Origin of the sequence: Leifsonia sp. 1010, assembly GCF_031455295.1 — a bacterium.
GTDB lineage: Bacteria > Actinomycetota > Actinomycetes > Actinomycetales > Microbacteriaceae > Leifsonia.
This window is the reverse complement of record NZ_JAVDSL010000001.1, coordinates 353,029-369,005: the sequence shown is the minus strand read 5'-3', so window position 1 is coordinate 369,005 and position 15,977 is coordinate 353,029. Positions and strand designations below refer to the sequence as shown.

12 protein-coding genes are annotated in these 15,977 nt (G+C 69.9%); 9 read left to right on the top strand and 3 right to left on the bottom strand.

Features of this window, described 5'->3' with window-relative positions; all coding sequences use genetic code 11:
• Positions 1-3: 3 nt before the first annotated feature.
• Complete coding sequence (locus J2Y42_RS01750) at positions 4-1,257, bottom strand: extracellular solute-binding protein (protein WP_309854328.1); 1,254 nt, start codon at positions 1,255-1,257, stop codon at positions 4-6.
• 328 nt (positions 1,258-1,585) lie between these two features.
• Between J2Y42_RS01750 and J2Y42_RS01745 the strand changes: the two genes are divergently transcribed.
• The 5 genes from J2Y42_RS01745 (at position 1,586) to J2Y42_RS01725 (ending at position 7,321) form a co-directional block, all read left to right on the top strand.
• Positions 1,586-2,632 (top strand): LacI family DNA-binding transcriptional regulator, encoded by a 1,047-nt coding sequence (locus J2Y42_RS01745; RefSeq protein ID WP_309854325.1) that lies wholly within the window; start codon positions 1,586-1,588, stop codon positions 2,630-2,632.
• Between the two features lie 58 nt (positions 2,633-2,690).
• Complete coding sequence (locus J2Y42_RS01740) at positions 2,691-3,272, top strand: antibiotic biosynthesis monooxygenase (RefSeq protein ID WP_309854322.1); 582 nt, start codon at positions 2,691-2,693, stop codon at positions 3,270-3,272.
• 191 nt (positions 3,273-3,463) lie between these two features.
• Entirely contained in the window at positions 3,464-4,297 is an 834-nt protein-coding gene (locus J2Y42_RS01735; protein WP_309854320.1) for a DUF4097 family beta strand repeat-containing protein, read from the top strand.
• On the top strand, positions 4,294-4,923 hold the full coding sequence (locus J2Y42_RS01730; RefSeq protein WP_309854318.1) for a PadR family transcriptional regulator: 630 nt from the start codon (positions 4,294-4,296) through the stop codon (positions 4,921-4,923). Before J2Y42_RS01735 ends, J2Y42_RS01730 begins: the two co-directional genes overlap by 4 nt.
• 232 nt (positions 4,924-5,155) lie before the next feature.
• Entirely contained in the window at positions 5,156-7,321 is a 2,166-nt protein-coding gene (locus J2Y42_RS01725) for an APC family permease (protein WP_309857989.1), read from the top strand.
• A gap of 12 nt (positions 7,322-7,333) precedes the next feature.
• On the opposite strand, the gene J2Y42_RS01720 is transcribed toward J2Y42_RS01725, so the two are convergent.
• Positions 7,334-8,068, bottom strand: a complete 735-nt coding sequence (locus J2Y42_RS01720; RefSeq protein WP_309854315.1) for an MBL fold metallo-hydrolase — start codon at positions 8,066-8,068, stop codon at positions 7,334-7,336.
• An 83-nt stretch (positions 8,069-8,151) separates the two neighbouring features.
• Here J2Y42_RS01720 and J2Y42_RS01715 point away from each other — a divergent pair, with 83 nt between their 5' ends.
• The gene (locus tag J2Y42_RS01715; protein WP_309854312.1) at positions 8,152-8,913 is read left to right on the top strand and encodes a MerR family transcriptional regulator; all 762 of its coding nucleotides are present in this window, start codon (positions 8,152-8,154) and stop codon (positions 8,911-8,913) included.
• 106 nt (positions 8,914-9,019) lie between these two features.
• On the opposite strand, the gene J2Y42_RS01710 is transcribed toward J2Y42_RS01715, so the two are convergent.
• A complete protein-coding gene (locus J2Y42_RS01710; RefSeq protein WP_309854309.1) occupies positions 9,020-9,913 on the bottom strand; it encodes a membrane protein in 894 nt (297 codons plus the stop codon).
• A 64-nt stretch (positions 9,914-9,977) separates the two neighbouring features.
• Between J2Y42_RS01710 and J2Y42_RS01705 the strand changes: the two genes are divergently transcribed.
• The 3 genes from J2Y42_RS01705 (at position 9,978) to J2Y42_RS01695 (ending at position 15,971) form a co-directional block, all read left to right on the top strand.
• Positions 9,978-11,456, top strand: a complete 1,479-nt coding sequence (locus J2Y42_RS01705; protein ID WP_309854307.1) for a PLP-dependent aminotransferase family protein — start codon at positions 9,978-9,980, stop codon at positions 11,454-11,456.
• A gap of 148 nt (positions 11,457-11,604) precedes the next feature.
• Positions 11,605-14,991 carry an efflux RND transporter permease subunit gene (locus tag J2Y42_RS01700; RefSeq protein ID WP_309854304.1) on the top strand — a complete coding sequence of 1,129 codons (3,387 nt, stop codon included), beginning with the start codon at positions 11,605-11,607 and terminating at the stop codon, positions 14,989-14,991.
• Between the two features lie 83 nt (positions 14,992-15,074).
• The gene (locus tag J2Y42_RS01695; RefSeq protein ID WP_309854299.1) at positions 15,075-15,971 is read left to right on the top strand and encodes an arginase family protein; all 897 of its coding nucleotides are present in this window, start codon (positions 15,075-15,077) and stop codon (positions 15,969-15,971) included.
• The last annotated feature ends 6 nt before the right edge of the window (positions 15,972-15,977 follow it).

Genomic DNA, 15,977 nt, shown 5'->3' with positions numbered 1-15,977 from the left:
TCCTTACTTCAGCAGAGCTTCGAGGTTCTTCTGCGTGGCGTCGAGGATCGCCTTCGGGTCGCCGGTGGCCAGCGACTCGAGCTTGCTGTTCAGGTCGGTCACGACATCGGCCGACCCCTTGGCCGTCGGCACGCCCTTGGCGTAGTCGGCGGCGTTCAGGAAGGGGACGAGCTCCGGGTTGGCGGACTTCCACTCGTCGGCGGCCGACTTGATCGACGGCATCGGTCCGAAGGCCTTCGAGAAGGCGAGCTGGTCGTCCTTGCTCGTGAGCTTCTCGACGAGCTTCAGCGCAGCGGCCTGGTTGGGGCTGTCGGCGGCGATCCCCCAGCAGTTCGTGAACTGGAGGGTGCCCTGTCCGGCCGGACCCTGGGGCAGCTCGGCGACCTTGTACTTGATGTTCGGGAAGTCGGATTTGAGGGCGCCGGTGATCCAGTTGCCTTCGATCGTCATCGCCGCGAGGCCCTTGCCGAACGCCTCGCCGCCCCAGCCGGCGCCGAGGTCCTTCGCGTACTTCAGCTCACCGCCGTTGAGCATCTTCTTCACGAAGTCGAGTGCCTGGACGTTGGCGTCGCTGTTCGCGGTGGCCTTGGTGCTGTCGTCGTTCATCAGGTTGCCGCCGGCCTGGACCATGAACGACCCGACCCGGGCGTACTCACCGGAGATGCCGAGGCCGACCTGGCTGCCGGTGGTGAGCTTCTTGGCCACCGACTCCAGCTGGTCCCACGTCTTCGGGATGTCGGCGTCGGTGAGGCCCGCGGCGCTCCACGCGTCGGTGTTGATGATGAGCTGCAGCGTCGAGAAGTCCTTCGGCGCGCAGTAGAACTTGCCGTCGTAGGTGAACGACTTCACGAGGCTCGGGTAGAAGTCGCTCTTGTTGCTGAGCTGGTCGCCGTAGGCGAGCAGCGAGCCGTTGGAGGCGTAGCCCGCCAGCGCATCGGTGGAGAGGTAGAAGACGTCGGCCGGCTTCTTCGCCGCGAAGCCCTGCGAGAGCTGCTGGTTGAGGTCGCTGGCGGCGACGACGGACGCCTTGGTGCCGGAGCTCTTCGACCAGTCCGAGACTGCCGACTTGACGGCCGCGGTCTCGGCGTCGCCGGACGACCCGATCATGACCGTGAGGGCCTTGTCGGACGAGGTCAGCTTGCCGGTGTCGCCGCCGCTGCTGCCGCCGCTGAAGCCGGACCCGCAGGCCGTGAGGGTGAGCGCTGCCGCGGCGGCGACGGCGCCGCCCGCGAGCCAGCGATGGGTGATCTTGCGCATTCGTGTCTCTCCTTGATGTGAGTGTGCCCGGTGGAGGGGGCGCACGCGTGCAGGGTGGGGGAGGTCGTGGACAACCCGGTGGATGGTGCTGGTTGTGAACAACTCGGCGTGCGGCTTGGAGGCGCTCATGCGACGCAGCAATGCGTGCATTTTCGACCTCCTTGTCACAGCCCGTCCGTCACACCCGTGGTTTGATCGATCAAATTTTTGCCTGCTACGGTGACTTTGAACGATCAAAGCGGGATGCTTGTCACACTAATCACGAGGTTCACGGGGTGTCAAGCAGACCAGTAGGGTCATATCCAGTCGCTGGAGGAGGGGAGTCGCTATGGGTGCGCAGCCGACCGTCAGCGATGTCGCCGGGGTCGCCGGGGTGTCCCGACAGACGGTGTCGAACGTCCTGAACGCCCCCGAACTCGTCCGTCCGGAGACGCGGGAACGGGTCCAGGCCGCGATCCATTCGCTCGGTTACCGGCCGCACGCCTCCGCGCGCCGCCTCCGCACCCAGAAGAGCTCGACCATCGGCATCCGGCTCGATCCGATCACGCAGGACGGCATCTCCGGCAGCATCCTCGACCGCTTCCTGCACGCGCTCACGGAGCGCGCCGACCGGCAGGGCCTGCGAATGCTGCTGTTCACCGCCGACGGACCGGACGACGAGATCGAGCAGTTCCGCCGGCTCTCGGACGCCGCGGACGTGGACGCGTTCGTCCTCACCTCGACCTTCCACGGCGATCCACGCACGGAGTGGCTGATCGAGCACGGCCAGTCCTTCGTGACCTTCGGCCGGCCGTGGGGGATCGACGACATGACCGATCCCGAGCACCTCTGGGTCGATGTGGACGGGCGCTCGGGCCTCCGCGACGCTACCGCCCACCTGCTCGCCCAGGGCCGCAGACGCATCGGGTTCATCGGCTGGCCCACCGGATCCGGCACCGGCGACGATCGCCGCGAAGGCTGGCTCGAGGCGATGCGCGAGGGCAGCGGACTCACCGAGGAGGAATTGCGTCTGCTGGAGGTCTCCGCCGAGGACCGCGTGCCGTTCGGCGCCGAGGCGATCCGCCGGTTGGAGACCCAGGCCAGAACGGTCGACGGCGTCGTGTGCACGTCCGACTCCCTCGCCCTCGGGGTGCTCACCGCCGCGGGCGGTCGCATCCCGGTCGTGGGCTACGACGACACCCCGGTCGCGGCGTCCCTCGGCTTCTCCAGCGTGGCCCAGCCGCTCGACGAGGTCGCCGCGGGGGTGCTGGAACTGCTCACGGGCGCGCACGGCGGCCGGGTCCGTCCCGGCGAGGAGGTCGCCGATCCCCGGCACCGGCTTGTCGCACCGCGTCTGGTGGTCCGCGACGGGCCACCGCTGATCGGCCCGCGCTGAATCCCGCGCTGACGCAGCCCGAAACCCGCGTGTAACGCGCCGTGGAGACAATGGAGTCATGTCTCCACAAGAGCCGCTTCTGGATGCGTCACGAGCGCGCCGCCTCCCCGTCACCGTCTCCATCACCCGCCGCGTCGACGGCAACCGTCTCGCCGAGGTGACCCATTGGGTCCAGTCCGGCGTGAACCTCGCGAACACGTACGAGGGGTTCCTCGGCTCGGGTTGGGTGCGCGCGCACGCCGACTCGGACGAGTGGCACATGCTGTACCGCTTCGCCGACGCCGACACGCTGGAGGCCTGGGAGGCGTCCGACGACCGCGCGGAGTGGCTCTACGAGGGCCGCGAGCTGGTGGAGGTGGCCCGGGTGGAGCGCCGCACGGGCATCGAGGGCTGGTTCGACGCGCCGCAGCCGGGCGTTCCTGCCGCTCCTCCGCGCTGGAAGCAGGCCGTGACGATCTGGCTGGGATTCTTCCCGCTGTCTCTCCTGTTCACGACTCTCGTCACCTCTTTCGTCCCGGGCTGGCACGAGCTGTGGCCGATCGCGACCGTGCTGATCACCACGCTGTGCCTGACGCCGACCATGACGTACCTTCTTCTGCCGTTCGTCACCCGGCTGCTCCAGCCGTGGCTGCGACGCTAGCCGCCGGCCGCTCGCCACGCCGCCGCGTGCCGGCTCAGGGTTCTCCCTGACCGCACCCTGAATCGACCGATTCCTGCCATCGAAGCCTTGCATCCGCTCCACTCGCGATATATCGTGATCCCGTCAACAGTCGCGATATAACGCGAGTCACCGACGGCCCGGCATGGGCCGGAAGAGAAGGAGCAGGAAGCATGGCACAGGAGAAGTGGCTGATCCAGCCGGGCGAGAGCCGCACGATCGACATCGAGGTCGTCCGCGCCCTCAAGGTGGGCTTCATCGGCGGCCAGATCGACATCGTCGGTCACGACGAGCCGGGAGCGCGTATCGAGGTCCACTCGGTCACCGGCCGTGACCTGAAGATCGTCGTCGACGGCGACCGCCTCGAGATCGACCACCCGCAGCTGCGGTGGGACAACTTCATCGAGGTCTTCAAGTCGATGCGCTCGAGCGCCCGCGCCGACGTCAGCGTGCTCGTGCCGCGCGATGTCGAGCTCAAGTTCGGTGTGGTCTCGGCGGCAGCGCTGGTCTCGGGCCTCAACACGGACGCCCGCCTGAGCACCGTCTCGGGCGACGTGGTCGCCGACGGCCTCAGCGGCGACATCGAGCTCAACTCGGTCAGCGGCGAGCTGTCCGTCCGCGACCACCGGGGCCGCATCAGCGCTCACACCGTCTCGGGCGACGTGACCGCGACCGGCGCCATCCGGCGCTTCTCGTCCGACGGCGTCTCCGGAGACGTGATGCTCGATGTCACGGGCACCCCGGACGACATCGCCATCAATACCGTCTCCGGCGACACCACGATCCGCATCCCGGAGGCCGTCGGCGCGCGCTACCGCGTCAACACGGTGTCCGGAAAGGTGCAGCTCGACAACATGACCGTGGTCGGCGGCATGGGAAGGGGCTACACCGGCACGGCCGGCACGCTCGACGGCACGTGGGTCGAGATCAGCATCAATTCGGTCTCCGGCGACGCCGCGGTGCTCCGCAGCGCTGCCGCCGAGCAGGGCGCGGAGGCGTCGGCGTGACTCCCGTCTTCTCGCACGGGAGCCTCCGGCTGTATCTGCTGAGCCTGCTGGATGAGGCGCCGCGACACGGCTACGAGCTCATCCAGGCGCTGACCGAGCGCTTCGGCGGCACGTACAGCCCGAGCGCCGGCACCATCTACCCCCGGTTGGCGAAGCTGGAGGAGGAGGGCCTGGTCACCAAGGCCACCGAGGGCCGGAAGACGGTGTACGAGATCACCGACGCCGGCCGGGCCGAGCTCGAGGCCCGCCGACCGGAACTGGATGCGATCGAAGAGGAGGTCACCGACTCGGTGCGCCGTCTGGCCGACGAGGTGCGCGCCGGCGTGAACGACGCGATGCGCACGCTGCGTGCGGAGCTCGCTTCCGCGGCTCGCGAGGCGAAGCGCAACAGCTCGCGGGTCGACCCGCGTCAGGAAGCGCGCGATGCGGGGAGGGATGCGCGCGCAGCGGGCAACGCCGCCGCACGCGAAGCCGAGGCGGCGCTCAACGAGTTCCGTCAGCAGCTCCGAACGGACCTCCGCTATCAGGCCGCTCGCGGCGCCCTCCCAGCGGACATCGTCCCGCTTCTCAAGGACGAGCTGGACCGCGTCCGGCGCGTGCTCGTCGAGGCGATCGGCCGACGCTGAGGGCCCATCCTGGCTTTGGGAAAGAGTCAGTAAATGCTCATCCGGCTCCCAGTGAGACCTCTTCGGGTCGTTCTCCCGCGTCAATCCGCGGGGGAACGCCCCCTCGAGGAGCAGCCCCCAGTCTTTGCAGAACGACAGGGTTCGAAGGCCCCGACGCGCCGACTTGACAGTGGATTGCCAGCGAGTATGCTCGCCACTCGTGACAAATGAGGGGAGATCCCCGAAGCGCTGGTTGATCGGCGACCCGCTTCCGAGCGAAAAGCTCGAAGGGCAGCTGCTCCCGAAGCACCTCGCGCTACCCATCTTCGCCTCCGACGCGCTGTCGAGTGTCGCGTACGCCCCGCAGGAACTCCTGATGATCCTGCTGCTCGGCGGTCTCGCCTTCCTGACGTTCGCGCCGTGGGTCGCCGCGGCCGTAGTCGTACTGCTCATCACGGTCGTGCTCAGCTATCGCCAGCTGGTGAAGGCCTACCCGTCGGGCGGCGGCGACTATGAGGTCGCCCACAAGAACCTCGGCGAGAAGGCCGGCCTGATCGTCGCCTCCGCGCTCCTCGTGGACTACGTGCTCACCGTCGCCGTGTCGGTCGCATCCGGCGTCGACAACGTCATCTCGGCCCTGCCCTTCCTTGCGCCCTGGCGCGTCGAGCTGGCCATCCTCTGCGTCGTCATCATCGCCGCCATCAACCTCCGCGGCGTGCGGGAGTCGTCGAAGGCGTTCGCGCTGCCGACCTACATCTTCATCGGCAGCATCGTCCTGATGATCGTGACGGCCCTCGTCCGAACGGTCTTCGGCGACGCCCCGGTGGCCGAGTCCGCGGGCTACCAGGTGCACTCCGACTCCCTCACGCAGGCGGCTGTCGTGCTGCTCCTGCTGCGCGCCTTCTCGAGTGGATGTTCGGCCCTGACCGGTGTGGAGGCGGTGGCCAACGGCGTGCCCGCGTTCCGCACTCCGAAGATCCGCAACGCGCGCGTCACCCTGGGCCTCATGGGCGGCATCGCGATCACGCTGTTCGCCGGCCTGACCGCCACCGCGCTCATCAGCGGCGTGCACTACGCGGAGAACCCCTGCGACCTGCAGGGATGGGCGCAGTGCGCCACCCAACCCCAGCGCAGCCTCATCGCCCAGATCGCCGCCGCGACCTTCGGCAACAACACGTTCTTCTTCTTCCTCGTTCAGGCAGCGACGGCGGTGGTGCTGCTGCTCGCCGCCAACACCGCCTTCAACGGCTTCCCGCTGCTCGGCTCCGTGCTTGCGCGCGACTCGTACGCGCCCAAGGCGCTCAACACCCGCGGCGACCGCCTCGTGTACTCGAACGGCATGATCATCCTGGCGCTGGCCGCCACGGTCCTGCTGGTCGTCTACCAGGCGAACCTGACCCAGCTCATCCAGCTGTACATCATCGGCGTCTTCGTCTCCTTCACCCTCGGTCAGTCCGGGATGGTGAAGCACTGGATCACGCTGCTGCGGTCGGGAGGCCAGACCGGCCGAGAACGCACCGGCATCATCCGCTCGCTCTGCATCAACGCGTTCGGTGCCTGCCTGACCGCGATCGTGCTCATCGTCGTCACGATCACGAAGTTCACGCACGGCGCGTACCTCGTCTTCATCTTCATGCCGATCCTGTGGTTCCTCATGCTCGGCGTGAACCGCTACTACCGCGACGTCGAGAAAGAGGTCGAGGTCGACCCGGTGACGACGTTCGGCAGCGTCGGCGACCACGCCATCGTCCTCATCGGCAAGATGCAGAAGCCGGCGCTGAAGGCGCTCGACTACGCGATCGCCGCGCGGCACGACTCGATCGAAGCGGTGCACGTCTCCATCGACGAGGAGGCCACGCAGAAGCTGCAGCGGCAGTGGGTCGAGCAGAACATCCACGTTCCCCTGACCATCATCGAGTCGCCGTATCGCGAGTTCGGCGTCCCGCTCATCAAGTACCTCAAGCACCGGCGCGAGGAGCACGGCTCCGAGGTCGTGACCGTCTACCTGCCGCAGTACATCGTCGGCCACTGGTGGGAGGCGTTGCTGCACAACCACCGCGCGCGGCGCATCAGCAAGCAGCTCATGCTGTGTCACGGCGTCACCGTCGCACTCGTCCCGTGGCTGCTCGACTCGTCGTCCCTCATCTACGGCCGACGCTCGCGCCCGCTCCCCGGCCAGGACCGTCGCGGCGAGCCGGTGCGCCCGGTCGCACGCCGGCCGCTCGTTCCCGCCTCCAAGGCGCACACGCGCATCCACATCCACCCCGTGCCGATCACCATCGGGGAGCCGCAGGAGAGTGCCGAGGCTGTGGCTGCGACGATCCCGGAGCCGCAGCCCGAGGGCGGTCAGGAGCCTGCCGCGACCGCCGCGGGCGCCGGGACGCCTCAGAAGAAGGTGCCGGCGCGCGCCAAGCGCTGAGCCGGCCGCGCCTCAGGGCCGCGCGCTCGCCGGGAACGCGATCAGCGGTCCGTGGCCGGGCAGCACCACCTCCGCGTCGCACAGCACCAGCCGGCGCGCACTGAGCGCGGCCTCGTCGGCGTCGTGCTGGAAGAACGCGGGCAGCTGCTGCAGCTCGCCGCTCTCGCGCAACAGCGGGTGTCCGGTCACGATCGCGTCGCCGGTCAGCAGCCCGCGCGACGACGGCTCGAAGAAGCACACGCTTCCCGTCGTGTGGCCGGGAGCGGCGACGAGCTGGAGGATGTGCCCTGTGCTCAGGGTGACCTCGTCTCCCTCCAGCGCGACGGCGTCCTTCACTCCGACGTCGCCGAGCCCGCCCGCGCGCACGGCGGCGATCGCCCAGCGGACGGTGCCGTGCTTCAGCGCGGAAGGAAGCAGGTCGGCGATCGTCACCTGCTCGGTGATGTCGCGCCGGACGTTCGGCAGCTCGGCCGGTGCCGCCGCGACGATCACACCGCGCTCGGCGGCGAACTGCGCGCTCGCCCCGAGGTGGTCGGAGTGTCCGTGCGTGATCAGGATGCGCGTCAGGTCGGCCGGGTCGGCGCCCGCGAGACGGATCGACTCCTCGACGAGCGGGCGGTCGGCCGGGTACCCGCAGTCGACGAGCTCGACCGCTCCATCGCCGTGGAACACGGTCCAGTTCGAGAGCGGACCCTCGACGAACAGGATGCCGGGGGCGACGCGGGTGGTCGAACGGATGCTGCGCACGCGAACACTGCAGCCGGGCCGCTTGACCTTGACGTAACGTCAACTCCTAGCGTGGATGACGCACCGCACGGAAGGAGGAAGACATGGACTGGTCCATCCAGGACATCGCGCGGATCGCCGGCACCACCAGCCGGACGCTGCGCCACTACGACGCCATCGGGCTGCTGAAGCCGAGCCGCGTCGGCGGCAACGGCTACCGGTACTACGACCGCGACTCCCTCGTGCGGCTGCAGCGCATCCTGCTTCTCCGGGAGCTCGGCCTCGGCCTCGACGCCGTCGGCCGCGTGCTCGACGACCGCACGGATGCGGTGCCCGCGCTGCGTGACCACCTTGCGTGGTTGCAGGCGGAGCGGGAACGGCTGGCGCGGCAGATCGCGTCGGTCGAGTCGACGATCCACGCAGTGGAGGAAGGAGAGGAGATCGTGGCCGAGCAGATGTTCGACGGATTCGATCACACCCAGTACAAGGAAGAGGTCGAGCAGCGCTGGGGGAAGGACGCCTACGCGGCGTCGGACCGCTGGTGGCGCAGCAAGACCGCGGAGGAGCGTGCCGAATGGCAGGCTCGGCAGGCACGGCTCGCGGCCGATTGGCAGGCCGCCGCGGCCGCCGGCGTCGCACCGGAGTCGGACGAGGCGCAGGCGCTCGCGAAGCGTCACGCCGAGTGGCTGGCCGGCATCCCGGGAACGCCGGGCTACGGCACCGGCGCGCCGACGGCCGCGTACCTGACCGGCCTCGGTGAGATGTACGTCGCCGACGAGCGGTTCGCCGCGAACTACGGCGGCACCGAGGGCGCCGCCTTCGTGCGCGACGCCCTCCGCGTCTACGCCGCCGCCCACCTCGCCTAACCCGAGCCCTCGCCCCAAACAATCAGCTCCTGAGTTTTTCGCCCAATTCGGCCCGAAAAGGGTGAAAAACTCAGGAGCTGTTGGCTTGAGCGTGCCGGATCAGCCGTCAGGGGTGGCGCGGGCGGCCCATGATGCGGTCGTCCAGCCAGTGGGCGGCGATCTGGCGCGACGGGCGGGCAGGCCGCGGTGCGCGCGGAGCGCGCGGCGCGCGGTCGGGCTGCGGCCCGTGCACGAGGGGGTCGTCGGCCCGGGACGCGCGATCGTGCGCCGCCCGGTCGGATTCGAGCAGGATGCCGTCGCGCACGTCGAAACGGACGGCACCCTGCTCCTCCTCGAGGCCGGCCGACTGCTCGGCCGTTCCCTCGAGTTCGCTCTCCAGCCGTGCCGCAGCCGTTGCAGCGTCCTGCGGCAGGCGGATCGCGAAGAAGGGGAGGGTGAGGCTGCACAGCGGGCCGACCAGGAGCGCGAACGCGAGCGTCCCCACTCCGACGTTCCCCCCGAGCGCCCACCCGATGACCAGTACGGTCACCTCGATGGCGGTCCGCACCATCCAGATCGGCCGGCCGGTGCGGGCGTGCAGGCCGGTCATCAGCCCGTCGCGCGGGCCGGGGCCGAGGCGGGGGCCGATGTACAGCCCAGTGGCCACGGCGAGCAGAAGGAGGCCGGCCACGAAGAACAGCACCTGCGCCCACAGCTCCGTCTGCTGCGGCAGCAGGTCGAGGCCCAGCTGGGCGCTCGGGCCGACAAGCAGCACGTTGAGGACCGTGCCGAGACCCGGGCGCTGACGCAGTGGGATCCAGAACGCCAGCACCACGAGCCCGACGATGTTGGTGATGAAGCCGAACGGGATGCCGGTCTTGAGCGAGAGGCCCTGCGCGAGGACGTCCCACGGCGACAGGCCGATCCCGGCGCGCACCATGAGCGCGATCGCGATCCCGTAGAGGAAGAGTCCGATCAGCAGCTGCACAAGGCGGCGGGTGAGGAGAAGTGGGGCGGCCATGGGCACAATCCAATCGCAACGATTGGACTCGCAACAAGATGCCAATTCGACTAAAGTGGCCTGCATGTCGGATGCGCAACTCACCGCTCGCTCGCTGGAGCACCTCCTCGGAGCGTGGCGGACGGCAGGCGCCAGTTACCAGGCCCTCGCCGACCGCATCCGGCTCCTCGTGCTGGACGGCCGCATCCCGATCGGCACCCGCCTTCCCGCCGAGCGCGACCTCGCGGGCAAGCTGGAGTTGAGCCGCACCACGGTCGCTGCCGCCTACCGCCAGCTGCGCGAGGCCGGCTTCATCGACAGCGTCCGGGGCTCCGGGAGCGTCGCGCGCCTCCCCGGCCCGGCCCTTCCTCTGCCCGCGGTGGGCGGCGAGGGCATGCTCGACTTCACCAAGGCGTCCCTCCCGGCCGCGTCGACGCTTGCAGCCGCGGCCCGTGCCGCCGCGGAGGAGCTGCCCCACTTCCTGTCCGATCCGGGCTACGACCCGGTCGGACTGCCGCACCTGCGCGCCGAGATCGCCGCCCGCTACACCAGCCGCGGCCTTCCCACCACGCCGGACCAGATCCTGGTGACCGTGGGTGCGCAGCAGGCCATCGCCCTCATCGCCCGCACGTTCCTGGGCCGTGGAGACCGCGTCGTCATCGAGGTGCCGACCTACCCGCACGCCATCGAGGCCATCCGCCTGGCCGGCGCACGGCTGGTGCCGATCACCGTCACCGCGCCGGAGTCAGGGCCGCACCGCATCGGCGACGAGCCCGACGGCTGGGACGTGGAGGCGATCGAGCAGACGTTCCGCCGCGCCAATCCCGCGCTCGCGTACCTCATCCCCGACTTCCACAACCCGACGGGCGCCACCATGTCGCCCGAGACGCGGGAACGGGTGCTCGCGGCCGCCGCGGGCCACGGGGCGATCGTGGTCGCCGACGAGACCACGGCAGAGCTCGACATCGACCGGATCGGCGAGTTCCTGCCGATGCCGACCTATGCCGACTCCGCGGCCGCCGGCGCCCCGGTGATCATGATCGGGTCGGCCAGCAAGACCCTGTGGGGCGGCCTGCGGATCGGCTGGATCCGCGCCGAGCGCTCGCACATCCAGCGCCTGATCGCCGCGAAGCCGGCCACCGACCTCGGCACGCCGGTGATCGAGCAGCTGGTCGTCGCGCGGATGATCCCGCAGCTCCCGGAGATCATGGAGGAGCGGCGCGAGCAGCTCCGCCAAGGGCGCGACAACGTCCGCCGGCTGGTCGCGGAGACCTTCCCCGACTGGACGATGCCGGTCCAGCACGGAGGCCTGACCGCCTGGGTGGGGATCGGCGCGCCGGTCAGCTCGGCGCTCGCCCTGGCGGCGCGCAGCCACGGACTGCTGATCGCCGCGGGCCCGCGGTTCGGCATCGACGGCGCCTTCGAGCGTTTCCTCCGCATCCCGATCACGTACACCCGGGAGGAGTACGACCGCGCGTTCGCCGCCCTCACCCGGGCGTGGGCGGTCGCCGCGAACGAGCCCGTCCCGTACTTCGACTCCGGCGCGCTCCCCAGCGTGGTCTGACCCGGGCGGGCGGCGGCCGCCGCGCACTCCCGGCGGAGTAGCGGGATGTCGTACCCAGGCATGAAGATACCGCCCACCCTGTGATGTCATACTTCCCCTGCGCCAGCGTCGGCGCGGTCCTGAAACCGTCGTCCCCGAGGGGAAACCTGTGCACTTCCTCGCCGTCCTGAGCATGAAGAACCGTGCCCTGATCGCGCTCGTCACGATCGTCGCCGCGGTCTTCGGCGGACTCGCCCTGACCAACCTCAAGCAGGAGCTCGCGCCGTCGATCTCGTTCCCGCAGCTGGTGGTGCTCTCCAGCTACCCGGGCGCATCGCCGGAGGTCGGGAACAACGACGTCAGCACGCCGGTCGAGGCCGCGATCCAGGGCGTTCCCGACCTCGACAGCACGAGCGCGGTCAGCAGCACGAACCAGTCCATCATCACCGCGAAGTTCACCTACGGGACGGACCTCGCCACCGCCGAGCAGAAGATCGACCAGGCTGTCAACCGCATCAAGTCGACCCTGCCGTCGGGCGTCGAACCGCAGGTCCTCTCGGGCAGCATCGACGATCTGCCCGTCATCCAGCTCGCGGTCACCGGCGGTGACGACCAGCGTGCCCTCGGCGACGACATCACGAAGCTCGTGCTCCCGGACGTCAAGGATGTGAAGGGCGTCAACGACGCGCAGCTGGTCGGCGAGATCGGCCGCCGCATCGCGATCACCCCGGACCCGGCGAAGCTCGCCGCCGCCGGCGTCTCGTCGTCGGCGATCAAGGATGCGCTGCAGCAGAACGGCGTGCTCATCCCGGGCGGCGACATCACCGAGAACGGGCAGACGCTGTCGGTCCAGTCGGGGACGCAGCTGTCGTCGGTGGAGGACATCGCCGGGCTGCCGCTGATCCGGACGGTGACGGCGCAGGACCGCGCGGGCGCCGGCGGTGCGAGCGCCGGCGGTGCGGCGGGAGCAGGCGCTGCTGGTGCGACCGGTGCCGCCGCAGACGTCGCCTACCCGAACACGCCGCCGACGATCGGCGACGTCGCGACCGTCGCCGAGACGGACGATCCCACCACGTCGCTCTCGCGCGTCGATGGCAAGCCCGCCCTGACGATCGCGGTCACCAAGCTGCCCTCCGCCAACACCGTCGAGGTCTCGCATGCGGTCAACGACCTCATCCCGAGCCTGGAGAAGAAGCTCGGCTCCGGTACGAAGATCACCGTCGTCTTCGACCAGGCGCCGTTCATCACGCAGTCGATCAACTCGCTCACCGAGGAGGGGCTGCTCGGTCTTGCGATGGCGGTCATCGTCATCCTGGTGTTCCTGCTGTCCGTGCGGTCGACGCTCGTGACGGCCATCTCCATCCCGACCAGCGTGCTGATCACGTTCATCGTCATGTGGGCGACCGGCTACACGCTCAACATCATCACGCTGGGCGCTCTGACGATCGCGATCGGGCGCGTGGTGGACGACTCCATCGTGGTGATCGAGAACATCAAACGGCAGCTGGTGCCGGGCGCAGACCGCGCGGTGACCATCGTGCGCGCCGTGCGCGAGGTCGCGGGGGCGATCACCGCATCCACGATCACGACCGTCGCGGTGTTCCTGCCGCTCGCGTTCGTGGGGGATGTGACCGGCGAGCTGTTCCGGCCCTTCGCCCTGACCGTCACGATCGCGCTGCTGTCGTCGCTGCTCGTCGCCCTGACGATCGTGCCGGTGCTCGCGTACTGGTTCCTCCGGGCTCCGAAGGCGCACAAGCACGAGGGCGGCCCCGAGGTCGAGGCTGCCGCTCTGTCGGTGGAGGAGGCTGCAGCATCCGGCATCGACGAGCTCGAGCATCCATCACGGCTCCAGGCCGGCTACCTGCCCATCATCCGCTGGACGCTCAAGCGCTCGGGGCTGACCATCACCGCGGCGGTCCTCGTGCTCGTCCTCACGCTCCTCACGGTGCCGTTGCTGAAGACGAACTTCCTCGGGTCGAGCGGGCAGAACTCCCTCACCGTCACGCAGACCCTCGACCCCGGGGCGAGCCTCCAGTCGAAGGACGACGCGGCCAAGGTAGTCGAGAAGAAGCTGCTCGGCACCGACGGCGTCGAGACCGTCCAGGTCTCCATCGGCTCCAGCGGCTCGTCGCTGCGGGACGCGTTCACCGGCGGGGGCGGCGGTGGGACGACCTTCTCCATCACGACCGACCCGGACGCCGACCAGGAGAAGCTGCAGAACACCATCGAGGACGAACTGGCCGACATCAAGGACCAGGGAGAGATCACCCTCTCGGCGTCGAGCGGTTTCGGCGGCTCGACGGACATCCAGGTGGACATCGCCGCCAGCAGCAACGCCGACCTGCAGAAGGCGACGGACTCGGTGGTCGCCGAGCTGCGGAAGAAGTCGTCGCTGAAGCAGGTCACCGACAACCTGAGCGCATCGCTGCCCTACGTCTCGGTGGATGTGGACCGCTCGAAGGCCGCCGCGGCCGGGCTCAGCGAGGTCGCTGTCGGCACGATCGTGTCGCAGGCCGTCCAGCCCACGCAGGCGGGATCCGTCGCCATCGACGACACCACGCTGAAGATCTACCTGCAGAGCGACAACCCGCCGACGACCGTCGCCGGGCTCGCGCAGCTGCCCATCCCCACGGCAGCGGGAATCGTGCAGCTGGACACGCTCGCCAGCGTGAAGGAGGTCAAGGGCCCGGCGACGGTCACCACCCAGCGCGGGCTCCGGACCGCGTCCGTGAGCGCCACCCCGGCGACGGACAACCTGACCACCGCGAACGCCGACGTCAACGCGGCGCTCACGGCAGCGGACCTGCCCGCGGGGGCGACGGCCAAGATCGGCGGAGTCTCCTCGAGCCAGTCGGACGCCTTCCAGCAGCTGGGGCTCGCGCTCCTGGCGGCCATCCTCATCGTGTACATCGTCATGGTGGCGACGTTCCGCTCGCTGCGGCAGCCGCTGCTGCTGCTCGTCTCGGTGCCGTTCGCGGCGACCGGCGCCATCCTGCTCCAGCTCGCCTCGGGCATCCCGCTCGGCGTCGCGTCGCTGATCGGCCTGCTGATGCTGATCGGAATCGTGGTGACCAACGCGATCGTGCTCATCGACCTGGTGAACCAGTACCGACGGCGCGGACTCGCGGTGGCGGACGCGGTGGCCCACGGTGCATCTCGACGACTTCGCCCCATCCTGATGACGGCACTCGCCACGATCGCGGCGCTGACCCCGATGGCGATCGGCCTGACCGGACACGGCGGCTTCATCTCGCAGCCGCTCGCGATCGTCGTCATCGGCGGACTCATCTCCTCGACCGTGCTGACGCTCGTCGTGCTGCCGACCCTGTACAACCTGGTCGAAGGGCGACGGGAGCGGAAAGAGGCGCGGAAGGCGGCGAAGGCCGCGGCCGGCGGTGGCTCGGGCGACGACGGGACCGGGGATGGTGGCGCCGGGGATGGCGGTGCGCCGCTGACGGATGGTCCGACCGGGCCGTCGGGTTCGGACAGGACGGGCGCGCCCTCCGCGCCTCAGCCTCCCGTGTTCACCCGGCCGGCCGGAGGGACGCAGGTCTGATCCGACGGCCGCGTCCGGTATCCCAGACGGGCATGCCGGACGCGGCCGCCGCATCTGCGCCGCCCGTCGCTAGGGTCGCGGGTATGAGCGCACACGGACTCTCCGTCGACCCCCTGTGGCCGCGCGCGGGTGACTGGCCACCGCTCGGAGCGGGCGGCGCGGACCTGACGCTGATCGGCATCCCGACCCAGGAGACCTCGCTCTCGCCGACCGGTGCGGGCGCGACGCCGACGGCCGTGCGGGATGCGTTGCGCCGCTACTCGGCGTTCGCGCCAGGAGCGGACGTCGGGGCGCTGTGCTTCGCGGACGTCGGCGACGTCGCGTCACCCGACCGCCAGGAAGGGCGGGAGCGTGCGCGTGCGGCGATGGCGGAGGCGTCATCCCGGTCGCGACTGACGGTCGCGGTGGGCGGCGACAACTCGCTCACGGTTCCGGCGGCGCTCGGATCGTTCGGTGAAGACCTCGGGGCGGCGGGGCTGATCACGCTCGACGCCCACCACGACCTGCGCGACGGATCGTCCAACGGCTCTCCGGTGCGTGAGCTCATCGAGGCAGGGCTCGACGGGCGGCGCATCGTGCAGATCGGCATCGCCGACTTCGCGAACTCGGCCGCGTACGCGCAGCGCGCGGCGGGCTACGGCATCACGGTGATCCCGCGCGACGAGCTGCACACGCGCCCGCTGGACGACGTCATGGCGGAGGCGCTGGAGATCGCTGGGGCGGGCGGCGGTCCGATCCACGTCGATCTGGACGTCGACGTGTGCGATCGCTCGGTGGCCCCGGGATGCCCGGCGTCCGTCCCCGGGGGACTCGCGGCCTGGGAGCTGCGCCGCTTCGCGCGGCTCGCCGGCGCATCCCCGCTGGTCCGTTCCCTCGACATCGCGGAGGTGGATGCGACCGCCGACGCCCCCGACCAGCGGACGGTCCGCCTCGCGGCCCTCCTCGTCCTCGACGCCGCCGCCGGCCTCGCCTCCCGCTGACCCATC

Bases quoted from the DNA above. Each gene is read 5' to 3' on its own strand.
- J2Y42_RS01750 (WP_309854328.1), bottom strand. From the start codon at position 1,257: ATGCGCAAGATCACCCATCGCTGGCTCGCGGGCGGCGCCGTCGCCGCC.
- J2Y42_RS01745 (WP_309854325.1), top strand. From the start codon at position 1,586: ATGGGTGCGCAGCCGACCGTCAGCGATGTCGCCGGGGTCGCCGGGGTG.
- J2Y42_RS01740 (WP_309854322.1), top strand. From the start codon at position 2,691: ATGTCTCCACAAGAGCCGCTTCTGGATGCGTCACGAGCGCGCCGCCTC.
- J2Y42_RS01735 (WP_309854320.1), top strand. From the start codon at position 3,464: ATGGCACAGGAGAAGTGGCTGATCCAGCCGGGCGAGAGCCGCACGATC.
- J2Y42_RS01715 (WP_309854312.1), top strand. From the start codon at position 8,152: ATGGACTGGTCCATCCAGGACATCGCGCGGATCGCCGGCACCACCAGC.
- J2Y42_RS01710 (WP_309854309.1), bottom strand. From the start codon at position 9,913: ATGGCCGCCCCACTTCTCCTCACCCGCCGCCTTGTGCAGCTGCTGATC.
- J2Y42_RS01705 (WP_309854307.1), top strand. From the start codon at position 9,978: ATGTCGGATGCGCAACTCACCGCTCGCTCGCTGGAGCACCTCCTCGGA.
- J2Y42_RS01695 (WP_309854299.1), top strand. From the start codon at position 15,075: ATGAGCGCACACGGACTCTCCGTCGACCCCCTGTGGCCGCGCGCGGGT.